The organism is Flagellimonas sp. (assembly GCF_965233845.1).
GTDB lineage: Bacteria > Bacteroidota > Bacteroidia > Flavobacteriales > Flavobacteriaceae > Flagellimonas.
The window spans coordinates 869,409-892,271 of the sequence record NZ_OZ247584.1 but is presented as its reverse complement, the minus strand read 5'-3'; the positions used below and the strand labels follow the sequence as shown (position 1 = coordinate 892,271).

Below are 22,863 nucleotides of genomic sequence, written 5' to 3'. Positions count from 1 at the left end.
TGTTTCCAGCAAGGCTTTTGTTTTGATAGGATATCGGATTACTTTTTCTTGGAATCCGCTTCCATTTTATCCTTCAACGCCTGTAACTGTGCATTGGCATCACCAAAAGTAGTCTTGGTCTCCTCTGCAGATGCTGCAGCTTTTCTTCTAGCAGCACTGATATTGCGTTCTTCTTGCTCTCTAAAGATTGCTGTGTGACTTGCCACAACTCTCTTGAAGTCCTTGTTGAATTCAATGATCTTGAAATCGACCTCTTCTCCTTTGCCAAGTTTTTTACCATCTTCTTTTTCCATGTGTCTTGAAGGAACGAATCCTACAATATCCTCATTGAAATTGATGGTTGCACCTTTATCAACAACCTCTGCGATAGCTGCCTTGTGAATAGTTCCTTCAGCAAACTCATCAGCATATTTGTCCCATGGGTTTTCGGTAGTCTGCTTATGACCCAAGCTCAACTTACGTCCTTCCACGTCCAATTCCAATACTTCCACTTCCAAAGTGTCACCAACGGTAACAAACTCAGATGGGTGCTTGATTTTCTTGGTCCAAGATAGGTCGGAGATATAGATCAATCCGTCAATACCTTCTTCCATTTCTACAAAGACACCAAAGTTGGTAAAGTTTCTAACAATTCCTTTGTGTCTGGATCCAACAGGATACTTGGAAGTGATATCGGTCCATGGGTCTGGCGTCAATTGCTTGATACCCAAGGACATTTTGCGATCTTCACGATCCAAGGTCAATACAACCGCTTCAACTTCGTCTCCAACTTTCACAAAATCCTGTGCAGATCTTAAGTGTGTTGACCAAGACATTTCAGAAACGTGGATCAATCCTTCAACACCTTCAGCAACCTCGATAAAGGCACCGTAATCTGCAATAACAACTACCTTACCTTTTACTTTGTCTCCAATTTTGATCTCATCGCCCAAGGCATCCCATGGGTGTTTCTCCAATTGCTTAAGACCTAGCTGGATTCTGGATTTGTTGTCATCAAAATCAAGGATTACAACGTTCAACTTCTGATCCAACTCAACAACCTCGTTCGGGTGGTTGATACGGCTCCAGGAAAGATCGGTAATGTGGATCAATCCGTCTACACCACCAAGGTCGATGAATACCCCGTAAGATGTAACGTTTTTGACCACACCTTCCAATACTTGACCTTTTTCAAGCTGACCGATGATCTCCTTCTTCTGCTCTTCAATATCGGCCTCGATAAGTGCTTTATGGGAAACCACAACGTTCTTGAACTCGTGGTTGATCTTCACCACCTTGAACTCCATGGTCTTTCCTACATACTGATCATAATCGCGGATTGGCTTCACATCAATTTGAGATCCAGGCAAGAACGCCTCAATTCCAAATACGTCCACGATCATACCACCTTTGGTTCTGCATTTTACAAAACCGGTAACGATCTCCTCCTTGTCATGGGCAGCATTAACTCGATCCCATGCCATGATGGTTCTTGCTTTTCTGTGCGACAATACCAATTGACCGGTTTTGTCTTCACGTATATCAATAAGAACCTCAACTTTGTCCCCTACCTTAAGATCTGGGTTGTAACGAAATTCATTGAGGGAGATAACTCCTTCGGATTTTGCGTTGATGTCGATAATGGCCTCACGATCGGTCATGTGCACCACTTTTCCTTCAACTACCTCCTCATCGGCGGTATCCACAAAATTCTCCTCTACGAGCTTTTCAAACTCGCTCAATTTACTGTCTTCGACCTTTTCAATACCTTCTTCGTACTTGTCCCAGTCGAAGTTTTCCAAAAATTCCTGGGGATCTTGTTGGGTTTGAACTTCTTCTTTAACTTCTACAGCAGTGGTGGTTTCTTCCACCTCAACTTTTGCTTTTTCTTCAGCCATGTGCTGATTTAAATTTGTATTCCACAGTTTTCAAGAGCTTGGCGATGCTGCGGAAGCGATTAATATTATTAACTTTTTTACTGTTCCCTTTTTTCTCTTGCCAATCGCCAAAAAAGGAGTGCAAAAATACAATTAATTCCTTGTTTTACAAACCCTTATTGACACTATTTCAAATCCATGGATTATTAATGATAAATTAAGCCAAAATGTGACTTTTATTGATATCTTGTTTCTTAGTATTAACCATTTAAACATTAAGGAACATTATGAGTGTAAAAGCAAAATATCAAGCAGTTTTGGATTTGGGCCAGGAATTGGCAATAAAAGGTGGTGACGTATCTGAGGAAGGAGGCATTTTGAAAATCAAAGGTGAGGCCGCAACCCCTTATGAAAAGAACATTCTTTGGGATAAAATCAAGGAAATAGGAGGTCAAAGTCCTTCAGATATTAAAGCCAACATTACTGTGGGCGATGATTCTGTATATCACAGACATACGGTAAAAAGTGGAGAATCGTTAAGCAAGATTGCCAAGCATTACTACGGAGATGCCATGAAGTACAAACAAATTTTTGAGGCCAATACCAATATCTTAAAGAATCCTGATTTGATTCATCCTGATCAAGAATTGGTAATTCCGAATTTGTAATACATAGTTTTACAACAATATAAGGCGGCCAGGTAGTTATACTTGGCCGTTTTTTCTTTTCTAAATGGTGTGACACGAACCTGCCTGCCGGCAGGCAGGTGTCACGAATGTTGGCTAATAACAAACTGCTATTCCATGGGGCTCCATCCAAGAAGCCCATAAACTCATATACTACATCCGTCAATTCAAAAGGGGCTTTGGTTAAGTTCTATTTTCATTTTTTCACTGAAATTCCCGAACTTCACTTATAGCATGCAAAAAATGAATCATTAGAGCATTTTTTAGCTTGCTGTTGGCAACCATTCGAATGAAAGAGCAACTAATCAAGTCCATTACAAAACACGTTAAATTAAATTCTGAAGAAGAAAATTTGATTGAAACGTTTTGGCAAGAGAAAATGCTTGAAAAAGGAGATTATCTGTTGAGAAACGGGGAAACTTGCCGCACTGATAATTTTGTGGTTGATGGAACACTAAAGGCTTTTTATATCAACCCCGAAACAGGAAAGGAGGAAATCCTCTATTTTGCGGTGGAAAATTGGTGGGCAACGGATATTGAAAGTTTTCAAAAACAAAAACCTTCGATTTACAACATTCAAACCATCGAAAAAACCACACTTCTACAGATCCACCACTACGCCTTTCAGGAAATGCTAAAGCAAATTCCAAAACTTGAGCGTTTTTTTAGAATCATCCTTGAAAATTACCTTGGGAGTTTACAGCGCAGAATAATCTTAAATAACATTCTTGACGCCGAACACCGATATTTGGACTTCTTGAAAAATTACCCCAAGATCGCCGAAAGGGTACCCAACTATCTAATTGCTTCCTATTTGGGAGTTACTCCTGAATTTTTGAGTAGAATGCGAAAAAAAATCCAAGCATCTTAACCTACATCAATTTTTTGCAATTGCCCCATTCGGAACTTTGTTTCATAACTAAAATTTAAGAACATGAACAAAGTATTGATCATCAACGCAAGTGTTAGAAGGGAAAAATCGCACAGTAGAAAACTAACACGACTTTTTGAGGGCAATTGGAAAAAGAAAAATCCGAAGGACCAATTTACCTACCGAGAGGTTGGATTGGAAGAAATACCACCAATAAACGAAAAATGGATTGCAAGTGCATTTGTCAAACCAAGCGAAAGAACAAGCGAAAACCAGTTGGGTGTTAGGTTTAGCAATGAACTGGTTGAAGAGTTTAAGGAACATAACATTTATGTTTTGGGTACGCCAATGTACAACTGGTCAATTCCGAGCGGGTTAAAATCTTACATCGACCAACTTATGAGGATCAACGAAACTTGGAAATTCCGATCAGGTAAACCAGACGGTGATTATGTTGGACTTCTTGAAAACAAAAAAATGTTCATTCTGTCAAGTCGTGGAGACACAGGTTATGGAGAAAACGAAAAAAACGAGCATATGAATTTCCAAACAACCTACTTAAAGTTCGTTTTCGGGATAATGGGAATAAAGGACATTTCAATAATTTCATTGGACAACGAAGAGTTTGGTGGAGAAATATTTGAAAACTCCAAAAAGGAAATCTACCAAAAGATTGAACAGATTTGAAAAACGGCTGCGAACAAAATGTACAAGTCTCAGCGGTTTAAGTACCCGCTTGAACCATTTTTCCATTCATCGAGGTGTGGTACAAAATAGTTAGGGCGTAAACCGTTACAGACCGGATATGTTGCCCTAAGTGGGTTTCAAGAAAACGCTTTCAACCCAGACTTTCTGCCCTTGTTAGGCAATTACTCTTTGGGCCAAATCGTAAACCCGCTCAAACTGCTCCTCTAAGCCCATATCGCTATTGTCAAATTCAATGGCATCATCAGCTTTTCGCAAGGGTGAAACCTCTCGGGTAGAATCAATAAAATCCCTTTTCTGAACATTTTCCAGCACTTCTTCATAAGAGACCAATTCCCCTCGATCTAAAAGTTCTTTATAACGACGTGTGGCCCTGGCTTTTGGGGATGCCGTCATGTAGATCTTTAGTTCCGCATCTGGAAAGACAACCGTTCCAATGTCCCTACCATCCATCACCAAACCTTTTTCCTTGCCCATTTGCTGTTGCATCTCCACTAGCTTATGCCGTACTTCGGGAATGGTAGCTACCCTACTCACATGTCGCGAAACCTCCATTGCCCTAATCTCTCTTTCCACGTTGTTTCCATTAAGGAACATTTCAGACATCCCCAATTCTGGGTTCGGCACAAATTTTAAATCAATGTTGGGTAAATCGGCAATCAAGGACGGAAGGTCTTCTTCCTCGCCCACGCAGCCATTGTTCAATGCATGTAGCGTAACTGCCCTATACATGGCACCGGTATCCACGTAAATATAGTTGAGGGCATTGGCCAATTTTTTTGCGATGGTACTCTTTCCGGTGGAAGAATAGCCATCTATGGCTATGGTTATTTTTCCCATATCCCAAAAATAGATAGAATTGGAGGAAGTTCCCGTTGTTAAACTGAATTAAAGTGTTTTTGCGTTTTTTACTCTTCGGTTGGTGACGGCAATCTCAATTACTTCGCTCATATCCGAAACATAGTGGAACGTAAGACCTTTAAGGTAATCTTGTTTTATTTCCTCGATGTCCTTCCGGTTGTCCTCGCAAAGAATAATTTCCTTGATTCTGGCTCTTTTTGCAGCCAGGATTTTTTCTTTGATTCCACCTACAGGGAGTACCTTGCCGCGAAGTGTTATCTCCCCAGTCATGGCCAAACTTTTCTTCACCTTTCGTTGTGTAAATAAGGAAACCAAGGAAGTCAACATGGTAATTCCCGCACTGGGCCCATCTTTTGGCGTAGCGCCTTCAGGCACGTGAATGTGCACGTTGTACTTGTCAAATACATCAGGGTTGATCCCGAACAAATCAGAATTGGACTTTATGTACTCCATGGCAATCGTTGCGGATTCCTTCATCACTTTGCCCAGGTTTCCAGTAATGTTCAGCGTTCCCTTTCCTTTGGATAGAATGGACTCGATAAACAGAATATCGCCACCAACACTGGTCCACGCCAGTCCGGTTACCACTCCGGCAACATCGTTATTCTCATATTTATCCCGTTCCAAACGTGCAGGACCCAATACTTTTTCTACATCCTCATGGGTAACCTTGATATTATATTCCTCTTCAATGGCTATGGATTTGGCTGCATAGCGCACCATTTTAGCCAATTGTTTTTCCAGGTTCCTAACCCCTGATTCCCGTGTGTAACCTTCCACAATTTTTTCCAATTGGGGTTTCCCAATTTTTAAATCCTTGGTAGAAAGTCCATGTTCCTTTAATTGCTTGGGAAGCAAATGTTTTTTGGCAATTTCCACTTTTTCCTCAATGGTGTATCCCGTTACGTTGATAATTTCCATTCTATCGCGAAGTGCGGGCTGAATGGTTCCCAGATTGTTGGCTGTTGCAATGAACATTACTTTGGATAGATCATAGCCCATCTCCAGGAAATTATCGTAGAATTCACTGTTCTGTTCGGGATCCAAAACCTCCAACATGGCAGAGGAAGGATCTCCCTGGTGACTGTTGGATAGCTTGTCTATTTCATCCAAAATGAACACTGGGTTGGACGTACCTGCTTTCTTCAAGCTTTGTACAATTCGTCCGGGCATGGCACCTATGTAGGTCTTTCTATGTCCCCGGATTTCGGCCTCATCCCTAAGTCCGCCCAAAGACATGCGCACATATTCCCTACCCAAGGCCTCGGCTACCGATTTCCCAAGGGATGTTTTACCCACACCGGGAGGGCCATATAGGCACAAAATGGGCGATTTCATATCGTTTCGCAGCTTTAACACTGCCAAATATTCTATAATTCTTCGCTTTACATCCTCCAGGCCGTAGTGGTCCCTGTCCAAAATCTGCTGGGCCCTTTTCAGGTCGAATTTGTCTTTGGAAAATTCGTTCCAAGGAAGATCTAAAAACAGGTCCAAGTAGTTCCTTTGAATGGAGTATTCCGCAACCTGGGGATTCATGCGTTGCATTTTGGCCAATTCCTTCTCAAAATGCTCTTTTACCTTCTTGTCCCATTTTTTCTTTTTGGCCTTGGCGCGCATCTCATCCACTTCCTCTTCATAAGAAATACCGCCCAATTCCTCCTGAATGGTTTTCATTTGCTGGTGAAGGAAATACTCACGTTGTTGCTGATCCATATCGTTGCGCACTTTGGACTGGATATCATTCTTTAACTCCAGTTTTTGAAGTTCCATGTTCATGTACTTCAATGTGGTCAAGGCGCGATCTTGCAGATTGGGAATTTCCAACAAGTTTTGTTTCTCTGCAACAGTCAAATTAAGGTTGGAAGAGACAAAATTGATCAAAAAGGAATTGCTCTGAATGTTCTTGATAGCAAAGGTGGCTTCGCTAGGTATGTTGGGGTTATCCTTTATGATTTTAAAGGCCAGTTCTTTTATGGAATCAATGATGGCGGCAAATTCCTCACTGGATTCATCCGGACGTTCCTCCAAAGCTTCCTTCACCGTAGCCGTAAAATAAGGTTTCTCCGTGATTACCTCGGCAATTTCAAACCGCTTCTTACCTTGGATAATTACCGTGGTATTGCCATCGGGCATTTGTAGTACCCTTAAAATTCGGGCCACCGTACCCAAAGTATTTATGTCCTTAACTCCTGGATTTTCGGTTTCCTCATCCTTTTGGGATACCACTCCAATGGTCTTGGAACCATTGTTGGCATCCTTGATCAAATTAATGGACTTGTCCCTACCCGCCGTAATGGGTATAACGACTCCAGGAAAAAGTACGGTATTGCGCAAAGGAAGCACCGGAAGGGTTTCAGGCAGCATCTCCCTATTCATCTCCTCCTCATCTTCCGGAGTTAGCAAGGGTATCAATTCGGCATCTTCGTCTATTCCCTGCATGGATATATTATTAAAACTTGAAATTTTTATCTCTCCCATATCTAATTTTCGGTCATTTTGTCACCAATGACATAAATCTTCTGTTCATCTTGGGCCGCTCAACTGGTAAATCACCTTAAAACTAAGTGATATCAAGGCATTTGAACCCATATTCAATGCTATAAAGGCAATTCCTGTGCCAAGGTGGTTATGGATTTATCGTCCATGGTTTTTGGCAAAACGTGATTATCCGCAAAGATTATTACTAACTCCTAATTGAGTGGTACTGATTATTGATTATTGATAACTGATTACTGATTACTCATCACTCATCACTCATCACTCATAACCCATTTCCCTAAACTCCTCATTTTCCATCGATTCCATATTTATTACAAACAATTTCGTCCAAAACTGTAACAATCAATAAATTCATACCTCTATAAGACAAACCATTCATTTTTTGAGCCACCAAAATGAACATATAGATGCACTGCTTCAATCGTGCTTAAAAGGCAAATCAAGTGCACAGATGGAGGTTTACAACCGCTATTACAAGGCCATGTACAACACAGCCTTTAGGATTGTAAAGGACTCCGCCGAAGCCGAAGATGTGATGCAGGAATCGTTTTTGAATGCGTTTACGAAACTGAACACTTTTAAAGGAGACGTCACTTTTGGAGCTTGGTTGAAACGTATTGTGATAAACAATAGCATCTATCATTACAAAAAACAGCAAAAAACAAGAGCTGTTGATTTGGATGATGTAATGTACAAGGTCGAAGATAATGACGGAGTTGATCTTGATCACAATGGTTATACAGAACTGAAGGCTCAAAAAGTGATGGAGACCATGAAAAGTTTGAAAGACAATTACAGAGTTTCTTTGACCTTACATTTAGTTGAAGGGTACGATTATGAAGAAATAAGTGACATCATGAACATTAGCTATGCTAATTGCAGAACCACAATTTCTAGGGCAAAAGAAAGCCTGAGAAAAAAATTGACAATAAACGTTTGATTATGAAAAAGGATAATCTAGAAGAGTTGTTCGGAAGACTTCAAGGGAAATTGGACCTTGAGGAGCCCCAGTTGGGCCACCAAGATCGGTTTTTGGAGAAATTAAATCAATCCAAAGGCGTGACCCACCTGAATTCCAAAAAGTTCAATTGGTGGAAACCGCTTTCCATTGCGGCATCCGTAGCATTTCTCTGCTTATTGGGCATTCAAGTAATCAATACCAAGCCCAGTATTAAGGAACAAGTGGTGGAAATTGCCCCGGAGGTATCCCAGACTGAGTTTTACTTTGTAAATGTTATAGAAGAACAAATACAGCAGTTGAAGAATGAAAAATCTCCAGAGACTGCCAAACTCGTAGACGATACCCTAATACAATTGGAAAAACTGGAAAAAGATTACGAAGCCCTTGAACAAGAACTGGTAAACGGAGGCAACAGTAAAATTATCCTGAATGCCATGATAACCAACTTCCAAACACGGATAGATCTTTTGAAAGAAGTGCTGTCCAATATTGAAAACATTAAGAATATAAAATCCCATTATGATGAAAACATTACGATATAAATATGTCTTTTTGACATTGGCACTACTTCCGCTAATGCTGGTTGCCAATAATGGCAAACTAAAGGGTAGATACACTAAGGAAAAGACCATTAAAAAGGAGTTTAATGTCAATTCCGATGCCCTTTTCAAAGTGCGCAACAGCTATGGAAATCTTAACATTACCTCCTGGAACGAAAACAGGGTTGTAGTGGAAGTCCATATCAAGACCAACGGCAACAACGAGGAAAAGGTCCAGGACAGATTGGATGAAATTGATGTGGATTTTGAAAATAGCAACAGCCTGGTCTCCGCTAGAACCATGTTCGGCGACCGCGGTAATAGCTGGGGCTGGAAATGGGGTAAACGAAACAATGTGAGTGTCCAGGTAAACTATACGGTAAAAATCCCGGTAAAAAACAGTGTAAGCCTGAGCAATGATTACGGAAACATTTATTTGGACCGTGTGGATGGCCATGCAAAAATCAGCTGTGATTATGGCAAAATAGACATTGGGGAATTACGCGGAAGAAACAACGAACTTAGATTTGATTATACTTCACGATCCAACTTTGAATACATCAATAGCGCAGAGATTATCGCGGATTACTCTGGATTTACCGTGGAAAAAGCAGGCAACTTGATTATCAAGGCCGACTATACCAATAGTGTGGTACGAAAGATGGAAAACCTTGAATATGCCAGTGATTATGGCTCCTTGGAGGTGAACGAAGTGAACAATGTGTCAGGAAATGGAGATTATGTCGGGGTAAAATTGGGTACTGTTCATGGCGATGTGAGCATTACTTCGGACTATGGTTCCCTAAAAATTGACCAAATGGCGCCTGATGCGGGAGATATCAACATTAAAACGGATTACACGGGAATGAAGATTGGCTACCACCCCGATTATCATTTTGAATTTGAAATTTCAGCGGAGTACGCTGGGGTTAGTGGTAAGGAGCCTTTCGAAATCAACATTAGCAAGGAGAAATCCAGCGAAAAATACTATAAGGGATATTATGGTTCCGAAAACTCTGGAAACACCGTACTGATCACAACCGATTACGGGGGTATCACTTTTTATCAAAACTGAAAATCAAAAAACAAAAATTAAAACACAATCATGAAAAAACTAATCACATTAACACTTGCACTGTCCATGGTGGCAGTGACCAATGCCCAATGGGGTAAAAGAGTAAAAGGGAACGGCAATGTAGTTACCATAGAGCGTTCTGTAGGCGAATATGATGCCGTTGCTTTGGCAGGCTGGTTCGATTTGGAATTGGTTTCTGGCCAAGAAGGAGAAATTACTTTAAAAGGGGAATCCAACCTTTTGGAACACATTAAGACCGAGGTCAAAAATGGCAAATTGGTCGTTAAACAAGAGCGTGGGGTCAATCTTAGACCATCCAACTGGAATTCGGGCATTACCGTAACGGTTCCCATTGAAGATATAAACTCGGTCTCTTTATCCGGTTCCGGAGATGTGGTAAGCCGAACCACTATCAAGGCTGATGACTTTCATGCAGGCATGTCAGGTTCCGGGGATGTTTCCCTGACCATTGAGGCCCAAAGTGTGAATGCGTCACTGTCAGGTTCAGGAGATATTAATTTAGAAGGTAAAACTACTGACCTAAGCGTTCAGGTTTCCGGTTCTGGAGATGTCAAAGCTTATGGCCTTGAGGCCGAATTTGTAACAGCGCAAGTTTCTGGTTCAGCGGATATCAAGGTAACTGCCAATCAGTCTATAGACGCAAGGGTATCTGGTTCTGGTGATATCAGCTACCGAGGGAATCCCAAGAAAATCAACAGCAAATCATCAGGCTCAGGAGATATTTCCAAAGGATAAATGGGTATCACATCGAGCCAAATCGAGATGTGACTTAAATTCTCGACTGCCTGCCTGTCGGCAGACACGGCACTCGAACCGACACTAGGAGTTTATTGCCAATCAAAAAACTTAAAACCGGACAGATGTCCGGTTTTTTTATTGTCTTTCCTTTTCCTTGTTCACCCGTAACAAAAGGAAAACACCTATCAAAAAGAAAAGCCCCAAAAAGATGGTGCTGTTCCGCATGCTTCCTGTAAGTTGGGCTACTGCACCGTACAAAAAAGTACCAATAACGATTCCTATTTTCTCCGCTACATCGTAAAAACTAAAGAAGGAAGTGGTGTCTGTGGTCTCTGGCAGAAATTTGGAATAGGTAGACCTGGACAATGCTTGAATTCCACCCATTACAACCCCGACCAGGCCAGCCGCTATGTAAAAATCCATGGGTGTTTGCAGAAAATAGGCGTACACACAAAGAAGGATCCAAATAACATTGATTACAATCAAGGTTCTCACATTCCCATACAGCTTGGACGCATAGGCCGTAAGCGTAGCACCTGCAATAGCCACAATTTGGATCACCAAAATACTTATGATCAATCCGGTGGTTCGTTCGGAATCCGTTCCCCAGGCAATTTCTTCCTCCCCAAAATAGGTGGCAATCAGCATAATCGTCTGAACGGCCATACTGTAGACGAAGAAAGCGCCCAAATAGCGTTTCAATCGGGTTTCACCACCCAATTGTTTCCAAACGCTCTTCAATTCCCTAAAACCATTAAGGACAATATTGGTTCTTTCCCCTTCCCTTTTGTACCCTTTGGGCAAGTGATAAAAAGTATACTGACTAAATAAAATCCACCAAACACCCACTGAAATAAAGGAGTACTTCATGGCCTTGATTTCGGCCACTTCACCTCCACCATCGGTAATCCCAAATACAGCAGGCTGCATTACCATGGCCAAATTAAAAACGAGCAGGATCACACTTCCCACATATCCAAGGGAAAAACCTTTGGCGCTTACGCCGTCTTGTTGCTCTGGAAATGCGATATCGGGCAAATAGGAATTGTTGATGGCGAAACTCACCCAAAAACCTACCAATCCAAAGAAATAGCAGACCAAACCAAAGTAGATGTTTTCAAGGGAAAACCAGTACAATCCTATGCAAGAAGCGGCTCCCAAATAACAGAAAAACTTTAGGAATATGCGTTTGTTGCCCAGATAATCTGCAATTCCCGAAACCAGGGGAGTCACAATGGCGATAAAAACAAAGGCCAAGGATGTTACGTAGCTGATCAAGGGAGCCCTGGCTATTTCGCCACCAAAAATGGTCACTTTTTCAATCTCCGCCACTCTAAACAAGGCCCCGTAAAAAATGGGAAATATGGCGGAGGAAATGACCAGGCTATACACCGAATTTGCCCAGTCATAGAAGGCCCAAGCGTTCAACAATTTCTTGCTTCCTTTAAGTGCGAATGCTCGTGCCATAACTTTTAAAATAAAAATGCCATTTATAGCAGCAGATAAAGACTTTTACATCTTCTTTGCACTATAAATGACATTAAATACTGGTTTATCAATTGGTTATTTAAATGTTGTTACCCCAAACTTGGTCGCTTCTTGTTTTGCAATGGGTGCCCAAGCCGTAAGATTATTGATTCTTGTATCGTTGGATGGATGTGTACTCAAAAACTCTGGCGGAGCCTGACCACCAGCCTTGGCTTTCATTCGCTTCCATAATTCAGCCGCCTCATCAGGGTTGTAACCTGCAATGGCCATAATCTGAAGACCGATTCTATCTGCTTCAGTTTCATGACCTCTGCTAAAAGGCAACATAACCCCAACAGTGGAGCCCAATCCATACGCTTGGTTGAACGTATTACGTTTCTGAGGATCCTTAATGGCCACATTACCAGCCACAGCTCCAATTTGTTGCAACATACCGGCACTCATACGTTGTGCCCCATGATCCGCTAGTGCGTGGGCCACCTCATGCCCCATAACTACAGCAACTCCAGTTTCGGTCTGTGTTATGGGCAATATACCTGTATAGAAAACGATTTTACCTCCGGGCATGCACCAAGCATTTACCGTTTCATCGTTGACCAAGTTATATTCCCATTTATAATCTTTTAAATATCCAGGATATCCATTGGCATCCAACCATCGTTCTGCAGCGGTTGCTATCCGTTGCCCTACCTTGGTAATCATTTGGGCATCGGATGTACCTGTTATTACCTTGTTTTCGTTCAAAAATTGATCATACTGGGCAAAAGCCATGGGGAAAATCTGGCTATTGGGGTAAAAATTAAGCGTACTTTTCCCTGTGAACGGATTCACTTTACAGGCCGTAATTGCCAAAAAAACCGCTACGGTTAGAATAAACTTTTTCATATGTGTTAATAGTGTTTAGTATAGGAAAATTACAAAAAATTATTTTCCAACCAGATGCAGTTCCGTAAAATCCTTACTGACCTCAATACTATTGTTTCCGTTCAATTTAATGTCTTTGGGATCCACTTGTTCATTATCCAATTCCACCACTCCAATTTGGAAGGGAAGCCCATGAAAAGTGAGTTTTATTTTCTCATAAGGGGTAATGAAATTTCCGTCCTTAAACTGTTGAATGATCAGTTCGTTTTCCTTGCCCCGTAACCTAAACCGTCTTAAGCTGTATCTTCCTTTTTTGTAGTCGTAACCGTCTTGTTGATCCTCATATACCTCGGAAATTTCTATTCCTTCCTTGAAATACACTTCAATAGCCAACTCCGTAATTTCCTTTTCCCCAACATACTGCTGAACCGGATATTTTGGAATCATGGCACCTTCCTTTATAAACATGGGGATTTTCTGAATATCTGCAGCAACCCATTTCTCAACTCCACCTTCTACAACTTCCTCGGTCCAATAATTATACCATTTCCCTCGCGGAACATACATCCGTCTACCTTGTGCATTGGGTTCTTGAACTGGACAAACCAAAATCTGTTCCCCAAAAAGAAACTCATCGGTCCTAAAATGCGTCTGGGTATCCTCTTGATCATAAAATACCAATGATTGCAGCATAGGCATACCACTTTTGATGTATTTATAGAACATCGTATACAGGTAAGGTAAAAGTTGATAGCGCAACTCGATGTAATTCCTTGTAATATCCGTTATCTCATCACCAAACGACCAAGGTTCCTGATCTCCATGATCTCCACTGGAGTGTACACGACAGAACGGATGGAACACGGCCAACTGTATCCATCGGGCAAAAAGTTCCCCGTTGGGTTGCTCTGCAAAGCCCCCAATGTCCGAGCCAACAAAGGAATATCCACTCATGCACATGCGTTGCATCTGAACATTGGCAATCCACAAATGCTCCCAAGTAGCTACGTTATCCCCTGTCCAAGTGGCACAATATCTCTGGGTTCCCGCATATGCGGCCCTTGTCAACACAAAAGGCCTTTTTGGGAACATAAATTTTTTGACCCCATTATAGGTGGCACGCACCATTTGCATCCCGTACACATTATGTGCCTTTCGGTGACTGCAAGGATGGCCGTCATAATCATGTCGAACATCTAAATTGGCCGTTTTTGTAGGAACTTCCATAACAGCTGGTTCGTTCATATCATTCCAAACCCCATGGACGCCCAAATCGGCAATCATTTCTTTATAGAGTCCTGCCCACCATTCCCGCACTTCGGGGTGTGTAAAATCTGGGAATTTGCACTCCCCAGGCCATACTTTGCCCTTAAAGTGGGGTCCATCGGCCCTTCTGCAGAAAAAACCATTGTCCATGGCCTGCTGGTATACCCAATAGTCACGATCGATCTTGATTCCAGGGTCAATCATGGTAATGGTCTTAAAACCATCCTCTTCCAACTCCTCAATCATCTTTTTGGGGTTGGGAAAACGCTTGTTGTTCCAGGTAAAGCAACGGAACCCCTCCATATAATCGATGTCCAAATAAATGGCATCACAAGGAATCTTCATTTTTCGGAAGGTAGATGCTATGTTTTTCACCTTTTTCTCAGGGAAATAACTCCATTTGGACTGGTGAAAACCCAGGGCCCAAAGCGGTGGAAGCTCTGGCACACCTGTTAAATCGGTATAGGCCTCTACCACCTGGCTCATTTTGGGTCCGTAGAAGAAATAGTAGTTCATCTCTCCCCCATCGGCCCAAAAACTGGTCACATTTCGCTTCTCATGGGCAAAATCAAAATAAGTGCTGAACGAATTGTCAAAGAAAATTCCGTAAGCAATGCTCTCTTTTAACCCTACGTAAAAAGGAATGGACTTATACAAGGGTTCCTGATCCTTGCCATAGGCATAGGAATCCGTGACCCAATTGTTTACCCGTTTTCCCTTTAAATTGGTATGGGAAGCCTTGTCTCCCATTCCGTAATAACTTTCTCCGGAATGGCTCACCTTGCCCATTTTAACAATGTTTCCGCCGTAATCGTAGTTTTCTTCCCAGTGGAATCCGAGCTCATCCTCCAAAATCACAGTTCCTTCCAAATCCTCAATTTGGACCTTTAAATCCGCCTTGCGTACATAAACCTTCACTTTGGAAGTGGTAATCACATACTCTGGAACTTCTTCTTTTACCTCCAATTCATTGTATCCCAAACTCACATCATCGCTAAGAGCGTATGAAAAGTCGGGCTCAAAAACATGTTCTGTGGCAAATCTGAATCGGATAGCGCTATCCCGTAAAATGGTCAACTCTAGGATAACTCCATTGTGGGTGGTAAAATAAAGCTTATCGTTCTCCTGCTTAAAATCAACTATATGGTTGGGAAATTGATTTCCCCTTTTTTCTATTTCGGTGTTGGTAATCATCGATGATGGGTTATGTAACCCACAAAAGAAAGACTTTAGGGCGAGAAATTAAAAAGATGTTGTGAACACCAGTGAACTACAACGTTTGCGTCCTGTATCTATTTGTAAACAAGCACTCCAAGGGGCGGTAAGGTCATGGTTACCGAATGTTTACGCCCATTCCATTCCTTTGCAGCGGGTTTTAGCGTTTTCTTGGCCACTCCACTACCCGAGTATTTTTTGTCATCGCTGTTAAAAAGGAGCTTCAACTGGCTGGTTTTCGGAACTCCGACACGGTAATTTTCCCTTGGAACAGGTGTGAAATTGCATGCTATGATCAAATCATCTTTGGGTTCCTTCCCTTTTCTAATATAGGTCAAAACCGTGTTTTCCTGATCATTGTGCTCTATCCATTCAAAACCTTCCGGGCTGAATTGTTTTTCGTACAGCGCTGGATTGTTTTTGTAGAGTTTGTTCAAATCCTTGATAACCTCTTGGATTCCTGAGTGGTAATCATATTGGGTCAGATGCCAATCCAGGCTTTCCTGAAAGTTCCATTCCGAAGATTGTCCAAATTCTCCTCCCATAAACAGTAAATTACCTCCTGGGTGCGTAAACATATAGCCATACAATAGTCTCAAATTGGCAAATCGTTGCCATTCGTCACCAGGCATACGGTAGAGCAGGGAGTTTTTCCCATATACTACCTCATCATGGGAAAAAGGCAGCATAAAATTCTCCGTGAAGGCATAGGTCATGCTAAACGTGATCTTATTTAGATCATAGGATCGATGTATGGGCTCCTTTTTGAAAAATTCCAAAGTGTCGTGCATCCAGCCCATCATCCATTTCATACCAAAGCCCAAACCGCCTAAATCTACCGGTTTGGAGACCCCATTGAAGGCTGTGGATTCCTCGGCTATGGTCTGTACCCCCTTAAAACTGGCATAGATTTCAGTGTTCATTTCCCGAAGAAAGGACATGGCTTCCAGATTTTCGTTATTCCCATACATATTGGGTTCCCATTCCCCATCTTCCCGCGAATAATCCAAATATAACATGGAGGCGACAGCATCTACCCGAAGCCCATCCACATGAAATTGATCCAACCAAAAAACGGCATTGCTGATCAAAAATGCCCGAACTTCGTTTCTCCCGTAATTAAAAATCAAACTTTTCCAATCTGGGTGGTATCCTCTTCTTCTGTCTGGATGTTCGTAGAGGTGCGATCCATCAAAAAATCCAAGTCCATGTGCATCTTCGGGAAAATGGGAAGGCACCCAGTCCAAGATTACCCCAATGCCTTTCTCATGGAATTTGTCCACCAGTATTTTGAATTCTTCTGGAGTTCCAAATCTGGAAGTAGGTGCAAAATATCCCGTAAGTTGATAGCCCCAGCTGGGATCAAAGGGATATTCCATCACCGGCATAAACTCCACATGGGTAAAGCCCATTTCGCTGACATAGTTGACCAATTCATCGGCCATTTCCGAATAGGACAAAAACTCCCAGCCGTTTTTTTTCTTCCAAGAGCCCAAATGCACCTCGTAAACCGAGTATGGTTTGTCCAAAGCATTGTGTTGTTCCCGGGTTTCCATCCATTTCTTGTCCTTCCAAGCATAGGGAGCATCCCATACCACAGAGGCAGTTTTTGGAGGTTGTTCGCAATAGCGGGCAAAAGGATCGGCCTTTTCAGTCCAAATATCGTTGTTGTGGGAATGAATCTTGTACTTATACTTGACACCCTTCTCCACGCCAGGGATGAATCCTTCCCAGATACCACTTGCATCCCACCGAACATTAAGTTGGTGCTCCTTTCCATCCCAAAAATTAAAATCCCCAATTACGGAAACCGACTGTGCTGAGGGAGCCCAAACCGCAAAATAGGTGCCTTTTACCCCATCAACCTCCGTAAGATGGGAACCCAATTTATCGTAGAGCCTAAAATGCTTTCCCGATTTAAAAAGATTGATGTCAAACTCAGTAAAAAAACTATGGGCAACTACTTTGGACATAGGTGGTGGTTTAGTAATTACAATATTACACATCTTTAGTAAAGTATCCGATTTTAAGACCTTCACATCACAAAATAGCCTAGATTTTAAAAAATGGAATGCTTTTTGATTTTCATCCCCCAAGAAGATAAATGAACACAAATCTAAAATCAAAAATCATGACAAAATTCAATACAATACTTGGAGTATTTCTTATCCTACTAATATCTGCTTGTGAAGGCCCAGCAGGCCCTCCTGGATTTGACGGACTTGATGGAAGAGATGGTCTTGACGGGCTTGACGGTCAAGATGGAATCCAAGGACAAGTCGTTGAAGTTGATGGAGTTAACTTTAACTATGACGTAGCTGGAAACATCTATAACACCATCATCACTTTTAGTGATGTTACCGATTTTGAGGTCTTTGAATCGGATGCTGTCTTAATATACAGGTTTGATGGCACCATTGACCTGGACGATGATAGTACTGCAGATGCATGGAGCCAGATTCCCCAAAGCTTTTTCCTTCCAGAAGGAACCATTCAATATGTTGCGGCCCACACTTTTGTGGATGTAGAACTTTTTATTGACGGAAATTTTGACCTTTCCGCCTTGGATACCAGTTTTACAGATAATCAATCCTTTAGGATTGTTTTTGTGCCCAGCGTATTTGCCAATTCCTCCAAAATGGACACATCCAAACTTTCCAATGTGATGTCCGCCTTGGGAATACAGGAAGATGGTGTAAAGAAAATAGAACTACAATAGTCCTTCAAAAATGCTAACTTAAGGTCCCGTTTTAACTAGCGGGACTTTTTTATTTTAGGATTGAAAGGATTTTAACAAATGCACGTCTACCTATAAAAAGAAATGGGAAAAAAGTTGTTTTTAGCGATGTTTTTGGTTCTTGTAGGATGCAAGGGCGTATCCCAGGAAGAGCCAAAAAGCAAGGAAAAAGAAAAAGTATATAAGGTTACCAAAACCGATGAAGAATGGCGTGCGGAGCTTACAGAAATGGAATATTACGTGCTCCGTAAAGCTGCTACTGAAAGTCCATTTACCAGCGAGTTATTGGAAAATAAGGAAAAAGGCACCTATGTTTGTGCAGGTTGTGCCACTCCCTTGTTCCGAAGTGAACATAAATACCGATCTGGAACCGGATGGCCAAGCTTTGATAGGGAAATCGAGGGCAATGTGGCCTATGACGTTGATTACAAAATAGGATATAAACGCACCGAGGAACATTGTGCCACTTGCGGTGGACATTTAGGCCATGTATTCAATGATGGCCCAAGAAGAACCACGGGCAAGAGACATTGTATCAACGGTGTAGCACTGGATTTCATCCCGGATTCCAAATAATTCCATGTTTATGTTATTGTCCTAAGGAATTTGCTTAAAGATAAAGTGGTTTCTTATTTATGTCCTCTGGGACAAACACCCTCTTTGTACATTATTAATTGATAATTGTAAATTGTCGTATGGAAAACAAATTCACTTCAAACAAGTCAGAGGAAGAGTGGAAAAAAGAACTCACCCCTGAAGAGTATTATGTACTTCGCCAAAAAGGCACCGAAAGACCATTTACCGGGAAGTACAATTTGCATTTTGAAAATGGGGATTATCACTGCAAAGCGTGCAATGCCACATTGTTCAAGAGTGAGAACAAGTTTGAAAGCGGCTGTGGTTGGCCCTCCTTTGACCAAGCCGTGGAAGGTGCCATAGAATACATTCGGGATACTTCACATGGAATGATCAGAACGGAAACGGTCTGTGCCAACTGCGGGAGCCATTTAGGGCATGTCTTTAACGACGGACCCCAGGAAACCACAGGACAACGGTATTGCATCAACTCAGTAAGTATTGGTTTTAATCCAGAAGAAGAAAAATGAATTTCCAAGAAAATTATTTAAAAAGTGTCCGCTCAGAATTTCTTCGCTACAAATCCCTTGGGGAAAAAACTTTTGACCAATTATCGGAGGAGGACATCCATTGGAAATATGCAGATTCTGACAATTCCGTCGCTATTATTGTAAAGCATATTGTGGGAAATATGCTGAGTCGTTGGACCAACTTCCTTACCGAAGATGGAGAGAAAGCATGGCGAAACCGCGATACCGAATTTGAAAGTCCGTACGCCTCCAAATCCGAAATGCTGGAGGCTTGGGAAAAAGGATGGAACTGTCTTTTTGCGGCGTTGGACAGTATTGACAGCACCAATTTTGATTCCAAAGTCAAAATCCGGAATGAGGATCACTCCATAATCGAGGCCATAAACCGTCAATTGGCCCACTATCCCAGTCATATTGGTCAGATTTTGTTCCTGGGAAAAATGATAAAGCAACAGAATTGGGTATCGTTGTCTATTCCTAAAGGGCAGTCTGCAGCATTCAATAAAAAAATGTTTGGGTAGACGGCCCATTACCGTTTCATATTTATAACAATTCTGCAAAACCAAAGCTTGGTATTTGGCACCCGAATTGCGTATTTTTGCACCTGCCTTTCAAAAGGCGGGTTTCTAATTTTTATTCAACTAAAATCAAAATCTGATGAGCAACTTCGATGTAATTGTTTTGGGTAGTGGTCCTGGCGGATATGTAACGGCGATACGAGCGTCGCAACTAGGATTCAAAACAGCCATTGTGGAAAAGGAAAGTTTGGGCGGTGTATGTCTTAATTGGGGCTGTATCCCAACCAAAGCCTTATTGAAGTCCGCTCAGGTTTTTGAGTACCTAAAACATGCAGAAGACTACGGATTGAATGCCAAAAAGGTGGAGCATGACTTTGGGGCCGTGGTAGGAAGAAGTAGAGGTGTTGCCGAGAGCATGAGCAAAGGGGTTCAGTTTTTGATGAAAAAAAATAAAATTGAGGTACTCAATGGTTTTGGAAAGGTTCAGCCTGGAAAAAAGGTCTTGGTAAAAGGAGAGCATGGAGATACCGCTGAGTACACTGCGGATCATATCATTATAGCCACCGGAGCCCGAAGTAGGGAATTGCCAAGTTTACCCCAAGATGGCAAAAAAGTAATCGGCTACCGTGAAGCTATGTCCTTGGAAACCCAACCCAAAAAGATGATCGTGGTGGGAAGCGGTGCCATTGGAGTGGAATTCGCCTATTTCTATAACTCCATGGGAACCGAGGTAACCATTGTGGAATATCTTCCCAATATTGTGCCGGTTGAAGATCAGGATGTGTCCAAGCAATTGGAGCGTACGTTCAAGAAAAATGGAATCAAAATAAAGACCTCTGCAGAAGTAACGCAAGTGGACACCTCTGGTGATGGTGTTAAAGCTACCGTAAAGACAGCCAAAGGAGAAGAAGTTTTGGAAGCGGATGTGGTGCTTTCAGCAGTTGGAATTAAAACCAACATTGAAAACATTGGCTTGGAAGATGTGGGAATTGCCGTGGATCGAGATAAAATTTTGGTCAACGATTACTACCAGACCAACATTCCAGGATACTATGCCATTGGGGATGTAACCCCAGGGCAAGCATTGGCCCACGTGGCCTCTGCGGAAGGTATCCTTTGTGTGGAAAAAATTGCAGGAATGCACGTGGAAGCCTTGGATTACGGTAATATTCCAGGATGCACCTATTGTATACCAGAAGTTGCATCTGTTGGTTTGACGGAGCAACAAGCCAAAGAACAAGGATACGACCTAAAGATTGGAAAATTTCCTTTCTCTGCCAGTGGAAAGGCCAAAGCATCTGGAACCCCGGATGGTTTTGTAAAGGTGATTTTTGATGCAAAGTACGGCGAGTGGCTGGGCTGCCATATGATTGGGGTTGGAGTGACCGACATGATTGCCGAGGCTGTTGTGGCCCGTAAATTGGAAACCACGGGCCATGAGGTACTAAAAGCCGTACACCCGCACCCAACCATGAGCGAAGCTGTTATGGAAGCTGTTGCGGATGCCTATGATGAAGTAATTCATTTATAAGGATGCTCAAGGCTTTTCGGCTTACCGCAATTCTAGAAGGTATATCTTATCTTCTCTTGTTTGGCATTACCATGCCATTGAAGCACTGGGCCCAAATATTGGAACCCAACTTGGTTGTGGGTTATGCCCATGGTGGATTGTTTATCCTGTACGTAGTGTTGGCGGTGGTTCTCAGTTGGGAACGCAAATGGGGCTTTAAACGGTTTGTGATTTTGTTTATAGCCTCCCTACTGCCCTTTGGGACGTTTTATGTGGATAAAAAATACCTGAAAGTAACGGATTAATCCATCTCTGGATATCATCTAGTTTGTTAGATCCTTGTAAACAGGGATGTTCCTGCTTATAGGAAGCTTTGAATCGCAAGATCGTAGCTTTGCAGCCCGAATCCCAAAATCACACCTTTGGCACCTGAGGATATATAGGAGACATGTCTAAAATCCTCCCGTTTGTGGGTGTTGGAAATATGAACTTCAACCACAGGGGTGGAAACCGCCTTAACGGCATCTCCGATACCAACAGAGGTATGCGTGTATGAAGCTGCATTTAGCACGATTCCGTCGTAGGTAAAGCCAACTTCCTGTATTTTGTCAATTAGCTCCCCTTCAATATTGGACTGATAATAGTCCAATTTCGCATCGGGAAATTTATCCTGCAATTGGCTAAAATAGGCTTCAAAAGTTGTGCTCCCATAGACTTCCGGCTCTCTTTTGCCCAGGAGGTTCAGATTGGGGCCGTTGATGATCATTAGTTTCATGCTGGTAAAAGTACAATATCTGTTAAAAAGAAAAAGCAGGCAATAGCCTGCTTTTATGTCAATTGATTATATCTGTTATTTGATGGCAAACTGAAGCCCAAAACCAAAGGACGCTCTGCGCTATCCCCTGTCTCACTCAATACCAAGGCTGGTCTCCAATCAAAATTCACCACAAACGGTACTCCTTTAGGTTTAAAATCCAAACCCAAATGCGGTCTTAGGGCGAACACATTGTCAAAATCCTCAATCAAAATAATACTGGGGCCAACCCCAGCATACCAACGGAGTTGATTTCTGGATCCTACAATCGCTTTGTGGTAGGAATACAAAACTGTAATTATGGTTCCACCATCCTCAAAACCCAGGTCGGCCTGTCCCACATGATGGTCCGAAAAGAAATATTTTCCGGTTGCTCCAAAGAAAGTTGCTTCATCATAAGCATCTACCCCTAGACCCAAGGCAGCCCTATAGTTGGTCTGCGCGATGCCGATGGAAGTGAATAAAATAGTCAAGGTGAAAACAATACATGCTTTTTTCATTTTAAGTGTATTTACGGTTATTAATTATGGTTT

At 42.0% G+C, this 22,863-nt stretch carries 22 protein-coding genes; 13 read left to right on the top strand and 9 right to left on the bottom strand.

Annotation, left to right across the window (positions count from 1 at the left end):
• Positions 1-38 precede the first annotated feature (38 nt).
• On the bottom strand, positions 39-1,877 hold the full coding sequence (rpsA, locus tag ACO6S0_RS04075; RefSeq protein WP_422350738.1) for a 30S ribosomal protein S1: 1,839 nt from the start codon (positions 1,875-1,877) through the stop codon (positions 39-41).
• A 266-nt stretch (positions 1,878-2,143) separates the two neighbouring features.
• On the opposite strand from rpsA, the gene ACO6S0_RS04070 reads away from it, so the two are divergent.
• From ACO6S0_RS04070 to ACO6S0_RS04060, 3 genes are all read left to right on the top strand, one after another.
• Positions 2,144-2,524 carry a LysM peptidoglycan-binding domain-containing protein gene (locus tag ACO6S0_RS04070; RefSeq protein ID WP_422350737.1) on the top strand — a complete coding sequence of 127 codons (381 nt, stop codon included), beginning with the start codon at positions 2,144-2,146 and terminating at the stop codon, positions 2,522-2,524.
• 307 nt (positions 2,525-2,831) lie between these two features.
• Entirely contained in the window at positions 2,832-3,413 is a 582-nt protein-coding gene (locus ACO6S0_RS04065; protein WP_422350736.1) for a Crp/Fnr family transcriptional regulator, read from the top strand.
• Positions 3,414-3,476: 63 nt separating this feature from the next.
• Positions 3,477-4,100, top strand: coding sequence for an FMN-dependent NADH-azoreductase (locus ACO6S0_RS04060; RefSeq protein WP_422350735.1), 624 nt, complete (start codon positions 3,477-3,479; stop codon positions 4,098-4,100).
• Between the two features lie 174 nt (positions 4,101-4,274).
• Here the strand turns inward: ACO6S0_RS04060 and cmk are convergent, their stop codons facing one another.
• Both cmk and lon read right to left on the bottom strand, forming a co-directional pair.
• On the bottom strand, positions 4,275-4,958 hold the full coding sequence (cmk, locus tag ACO6S0_RS04055) for a (d)CMP kinase (protein WP_422350734.1): 684 nt from the start codon (positions 4,956-4,958) through the stop codon (positions 4,275-4,277).
• A gap of 48 nt (positions 4,959-5,006) precedes the next feature.
• Positions 5,007-7,457, bottom strand: a complete 2,451-nt coding sequence (gene lon, locus ACO6S0_RS04050) for an endopeptidase La (protein WP_422350733.1) — start codon at positions 7,455-7,457, stop codon at positions 5,007-5,009.
• A gap of 403 nt (positions 7,458-7,860) precedes the next feature.
• Between lon and ACO6S0_RS04045 the strand changes: the two genes are divergently transcribed.
• The 4 genes from ACO6S0_RS04045 to ACO6S0_RS04030 are packed head-to-tail and all read left to right on the top strand — an operon-like array spanning position 7,861 to position 10,809.
• Complete coding sequence (locus tag ACO6S0_RS04045; RefSeq protein ID WP_422350732.1) at positions 7,861-8,418, top strand: RNA polymerase sigma factor; 558 nt, start codon at positions 7,861-7,863, stop codon at positions 8,416-8,418.
• A gap of 2 nt (positions 8,419-8,420) precedes the next feature.
• Positions 8,421-8,981, top strand: a complete 561-nt coding sequence (locus tag ACO6S0_RS04040; RefSeq protein WP_422350731.1) for a hypothetical protein — start codon at positions 8,421-8,423, stop codon at positions 8,979-8,981.
• Complete coding sequence (locus tag ACO6S0_RS04035) at positions 8,962-10,053, top strand: hypothetical protein (RefSeq protein WP_422351793.1); 1,092 nt, start codon at positions 8,962-8,964, stop codon at positions 10,051-10,053. The genes ACO6S0_RS04040 and ACO6S0_RS04035 overlap by 20 nt, the downstream gene beginning before the upstream one ends.
• A 30-nt stretch (positions 10,054-10,083) precedes the next feature.
• Positions 10,084-10,809: a head GIN domain-containing protein gene (locus ACO6S0_RS04030; RefSeq protein ID WP_422350730.1), complete on the top strand. Its 726-nt coding sequence runs from the start codon at positions 10,084-10,086 to the stop codon at positions 10,807-10,809.
• 138 nt (positions 10,810-10,947) lie between these two features.
• On the opposite strand, the gene ACO6S0_RS04025 is transcribed toward ACO6S0_RS04030, so the two are convergent.
• From ACO6S0_RS04025 to glgB, 4 genes are all read right to left on the bottom strand, one after another.
• A complete protein-coding gene (locus tag ACO6S0_RS04025; protein ID WP_422350729.1) occupies positions 10,948-12,279 on the bottom strand; it encodes an MFS transporter in 1,332 nt (443 codons plus the stop codon).
• A 96-nt stretch (positions 12,280-12,375) separates the two neighbouring features.
• Positions 12,376-13,185 carry a M48 family metallopeptidase gene (locus tag ACO6S0_RS04020; RefSeq protein ID WP_422350728.1) on the bottom strand — a complete coding sequence of 270 codons (810 nt, stop codon included), beginning with the start codon at positions 13,183-13,185 and terminating at the stop codon, positions 12,376-12,378.
• Positions 13,186-13,224: 39 nt separating this feature from the next.
• A complete protein-coding gene (locus tag ACO6S0_RS04015; protein WP_422350727.1) occupies positions 13,225-15,624 on the bottom strand; it encodes a glycoside hydrolase family 31 protein in 2,400 nt (799 codons plus the stop codon).
• Between the two features lie 98 nt (positions 15,625-15,722).
• Positions 15,723-17,618: a 1,4-alpha-glucan branching protein GlgB gene (glgB, locus tag ACO6S0_RS04010; protein WP_422350726.1), complete on the bottom strand. Its 1,896-nt coding sequence runs from the start codon at positions 17,616-17,618 to the stop codon at positions 15,723-15,725.
• 158 nt (positions 17,619-17,776) lie between these two features.
• Here glgB and ACO6S0_RS04005 point away from each other — a divergent pair, with 158 nt between their 5' ends.
• The 6 genes from ACO6S0_RS04005 (at position 17,777) to ACO6S0_RS03980 (ending at position 21,821) form a co-directional block, all read left to right on the top strand.
• On the top strand, positions 17,777-18,364 hold the full coding sequence (locus ACO6S0_RS04005) for a collagen-like protein (protein ID WP_422350725.1): 588 nt from the start codon (positions 17,777-17,779) through the stop codon (positions 18,362-18,364).
• A gap of 102 nt (positions 18,365-18,466) precedes the next feature.
• A complete protein-coding gene (gene msrB, locus ACO6S0_RS04000; RefSeq protein WP_422350724.1) occupies positions 18,467-18,958 on the top strand; it encodes a peptide-methionine (R)-S-oxide reductase MsrB in 492 nt (163 codons plus the stop codon).
• A gap of 119 nt (positions 18,959-19,077) precedes the next feature.
• A complete protein-coding gene (gene msrB / locus ACO6S0_RS03995; RefSeq protein WP_422350723.1) occupies positions 19,078-19,488 on the top strand; it encodes a peptide-methionine (R)-S-oxide reductase MsrB in 411 nt (136 codons plus the stop codon).
• Positions 19,485-20,009: a DUF1572 family protein gene (locus tag ACO6S0_RS03990; protein WP_422350722.1), complete on the top strand. Its 525-nt coding sequence runs from the start codon at positions 19,485-19,487 to the stop codon at positions 20,007-20,009. The genes msrB (ACO6S0_RS03995) and ACO6S0_RS03990 overlap by 4 nt, the downstream gene beginning before the upstream one ends.
• A 136-nt stretch (positions 20,010-20,145) precedes the next feature.
• Positions 20,146-21,537 (top strand): dihydrolipoyl dehydrogenase, encoded by a 1,392-nt coding sequence (lpdA, locus tag ACO6S0_RS03985; protein ID WP_422350721.1) that lies wholly within the window; start codon positions 20,146-20,148, stop codon positions 21,535-21,537.
• Positions 21,538-21,539: 2 nt separating this feature from the next.
• Complete coding sequence (locus tag ACO6S0_RS03980) at positions 21,540-21,821, top strand: DUF3817 domain-containing protein (RefSeq protein ID WP_422350720.1); 282 nt, start codon at positions 21,540-21,542, stop codon at positions 21,819-21,821.
• Between the two features lie 56 nt (positions 21,822-21,877).
• Here ACO6S0_RS03980 and aroQ read toward each other — a convergent pair whose 3' ends face one another.
• Positions 21,878-22,291 carry a type II 3-dehydroquinate dehydratase gene (gene aroQ, locus ACO6S0_RS03975; RefSeq protein ID WP_422350719.1) on the bottom strand — a complete coding sequence of 138 codons (414 nt, stop codon included), beginning with the start codon at positions 22,289-22,291 and terminating at the stop codon, positions 21,878-21,880.
• A 53-nt stretch (positions 22,292-22,344) separates the two neighbouring features.
• On the bottom strand, positions 22,345-22,830 hold the full coding sequence (locus ACO6S0_RS03970) for a hypothetical protein (protein WP_422350718.1): 486 nt from the start codon (positions 22,828-22,830) through the stop codon (positions 22,345-22,347).
• Positions 22,831-22,863 lie beyond the last annotated feature (33 nt).

Coding starts and splice junctions, on each gene's coding strand:
- rpsA (WP_422350738.1), bottom strand. CDS start 1,877: ATGGCTGAAGAAAAAGCAAAAGTTGAGGTGGAAGAAACCACCACTGCT.
- ACO6S0_RS04070 (WP_422350737.1), top strand. CDS start 2,144: ATGAGTGTAAAAGCAAAATATCAAGCAGTTTTGGATTTGGGCCAGGAA.
- ACO6S0_RS04065 (WP_422350736.1), top strand. CDS start 2,832: ATGAAAGAGCAACTAATCAAGTCCATTACAAAACACGTTAAATTAAAT.
- ACO6S0_RS04060 (WP_422350735.1), top strand. CDS start 3,477: ATGAACAAAGTATTGATCATCAACGCAAGTGTTAGAAGGGAAAAATCG.
- cmk (WP_422350734.1), bottom strand. CDS start 4,958: ATGGGAAAAATAACCATAGCCATAGATGGCTATTCTTCCACCGGAAAG.
- lon (WP_422350733.1), bottom strand. CDS start 7,457: ATGGGAGAGATAAAAATTTCAAGTTTTAATAATATATCCATGCAGGGA.
- ACO6S0_RS04040 (WP_422350731.1), top strand. CDS start 8,421: ATGAAAAAGGATAATCTAGAAGAGTTGTTCGGAAGACTTCAAGGGAAA.
- ACO6S0_RS04035 (WP_422351793.1), top strand. CDS start 8,962: ATGAAAACATTACGATATAAATATGTCTTTTTGACATTGGCACTACTT.
- ACO6S0_RS04030 (WP_422350730.1), top strand. CDS start 10,084: ATGAAAAAACTAATCACATTAACACTTGCACTGTCCATGGTGGCAGTG.
- ACO6S0_RS04025 (WP_422350729.1), bottom strand. CDS start 12,279: ATGGCACGAGCATTCGCACTTAAAGGAAGCAAGAAATTGTTGAACGCT.
- ACO6S0_RS04020 (WP_422350728.1), bottom strand. CDS start 13,185: ATGAAAAAGTTTATTCTAACCGTAGCGGTTTTTTTGGCAATTACGGCC.
- ACO6S0_RS04015 (WP_422350727.1), bottom strand. CDS start 15,624: ATGATTACCAACACCGAAATAGAAAAAAGGGGAAATCAATTTCCCAAC.
- glgB (WP_422350726.1), bottom strand. CDS start 17,618: ATGTCCAAAGTAGTTGCCCATAGTTTTTTTACTGAGTTTGACATCAAT.
- ACO6S0_RS04005 (WP_422350725.1), top strand. CDS start 17,777: ATGACAAAATTCAATACAATACTTGGAGTATTTCTTATCCTACTAATA.
- msrB (WP_422350724.1), top strand. CDS start 18,467: ATGGGAAAAAAGTTGTTTTTAGCGATGTTTTTGGTTCTTGTAGGATGC.
- msrB (WP_422350723.1), top strand. CDS start 19,078: ATGGAAAACAAATTCACTTCAAACAAGTCAGAGGAAGAGTGGAAAAAA.
- ACO6S0_RS03990 (WP_422350722.1), top strand. CDS start 19,485: ATGAATTTCCAAGAAAATTATTTAAAAAGTGTCCGCTCAGAATTTCTT.
- lpdA (WP_422350721.1), top strand. CDS start 20,146: ATGAGCAACTTCGATGTAATTGTTTTGGGTAGTGGTCCTGGCGGATAT.
- ACO6S0_RS03980 (WP_422350720.1), top strand. CDS start 21,540: ATGCTCAAGGCTTTTCGGCTTACCGCAATTCTAGAAGGTATATCTTAT.
- aroQ (WP_422350719.1), bottom strand. CDS start 22,291: ATGAAACTAATGATCATCAACGGCCCCAATCTGAACCTCCTGGGCAAA.
- ACO6S0_RS03970 (WP_422350718.1), bottom strand. CDS start 22,830: ATGAAAAAAGCATGTATTGTTTTCACCTTGACTATTTTATTCACTTCC.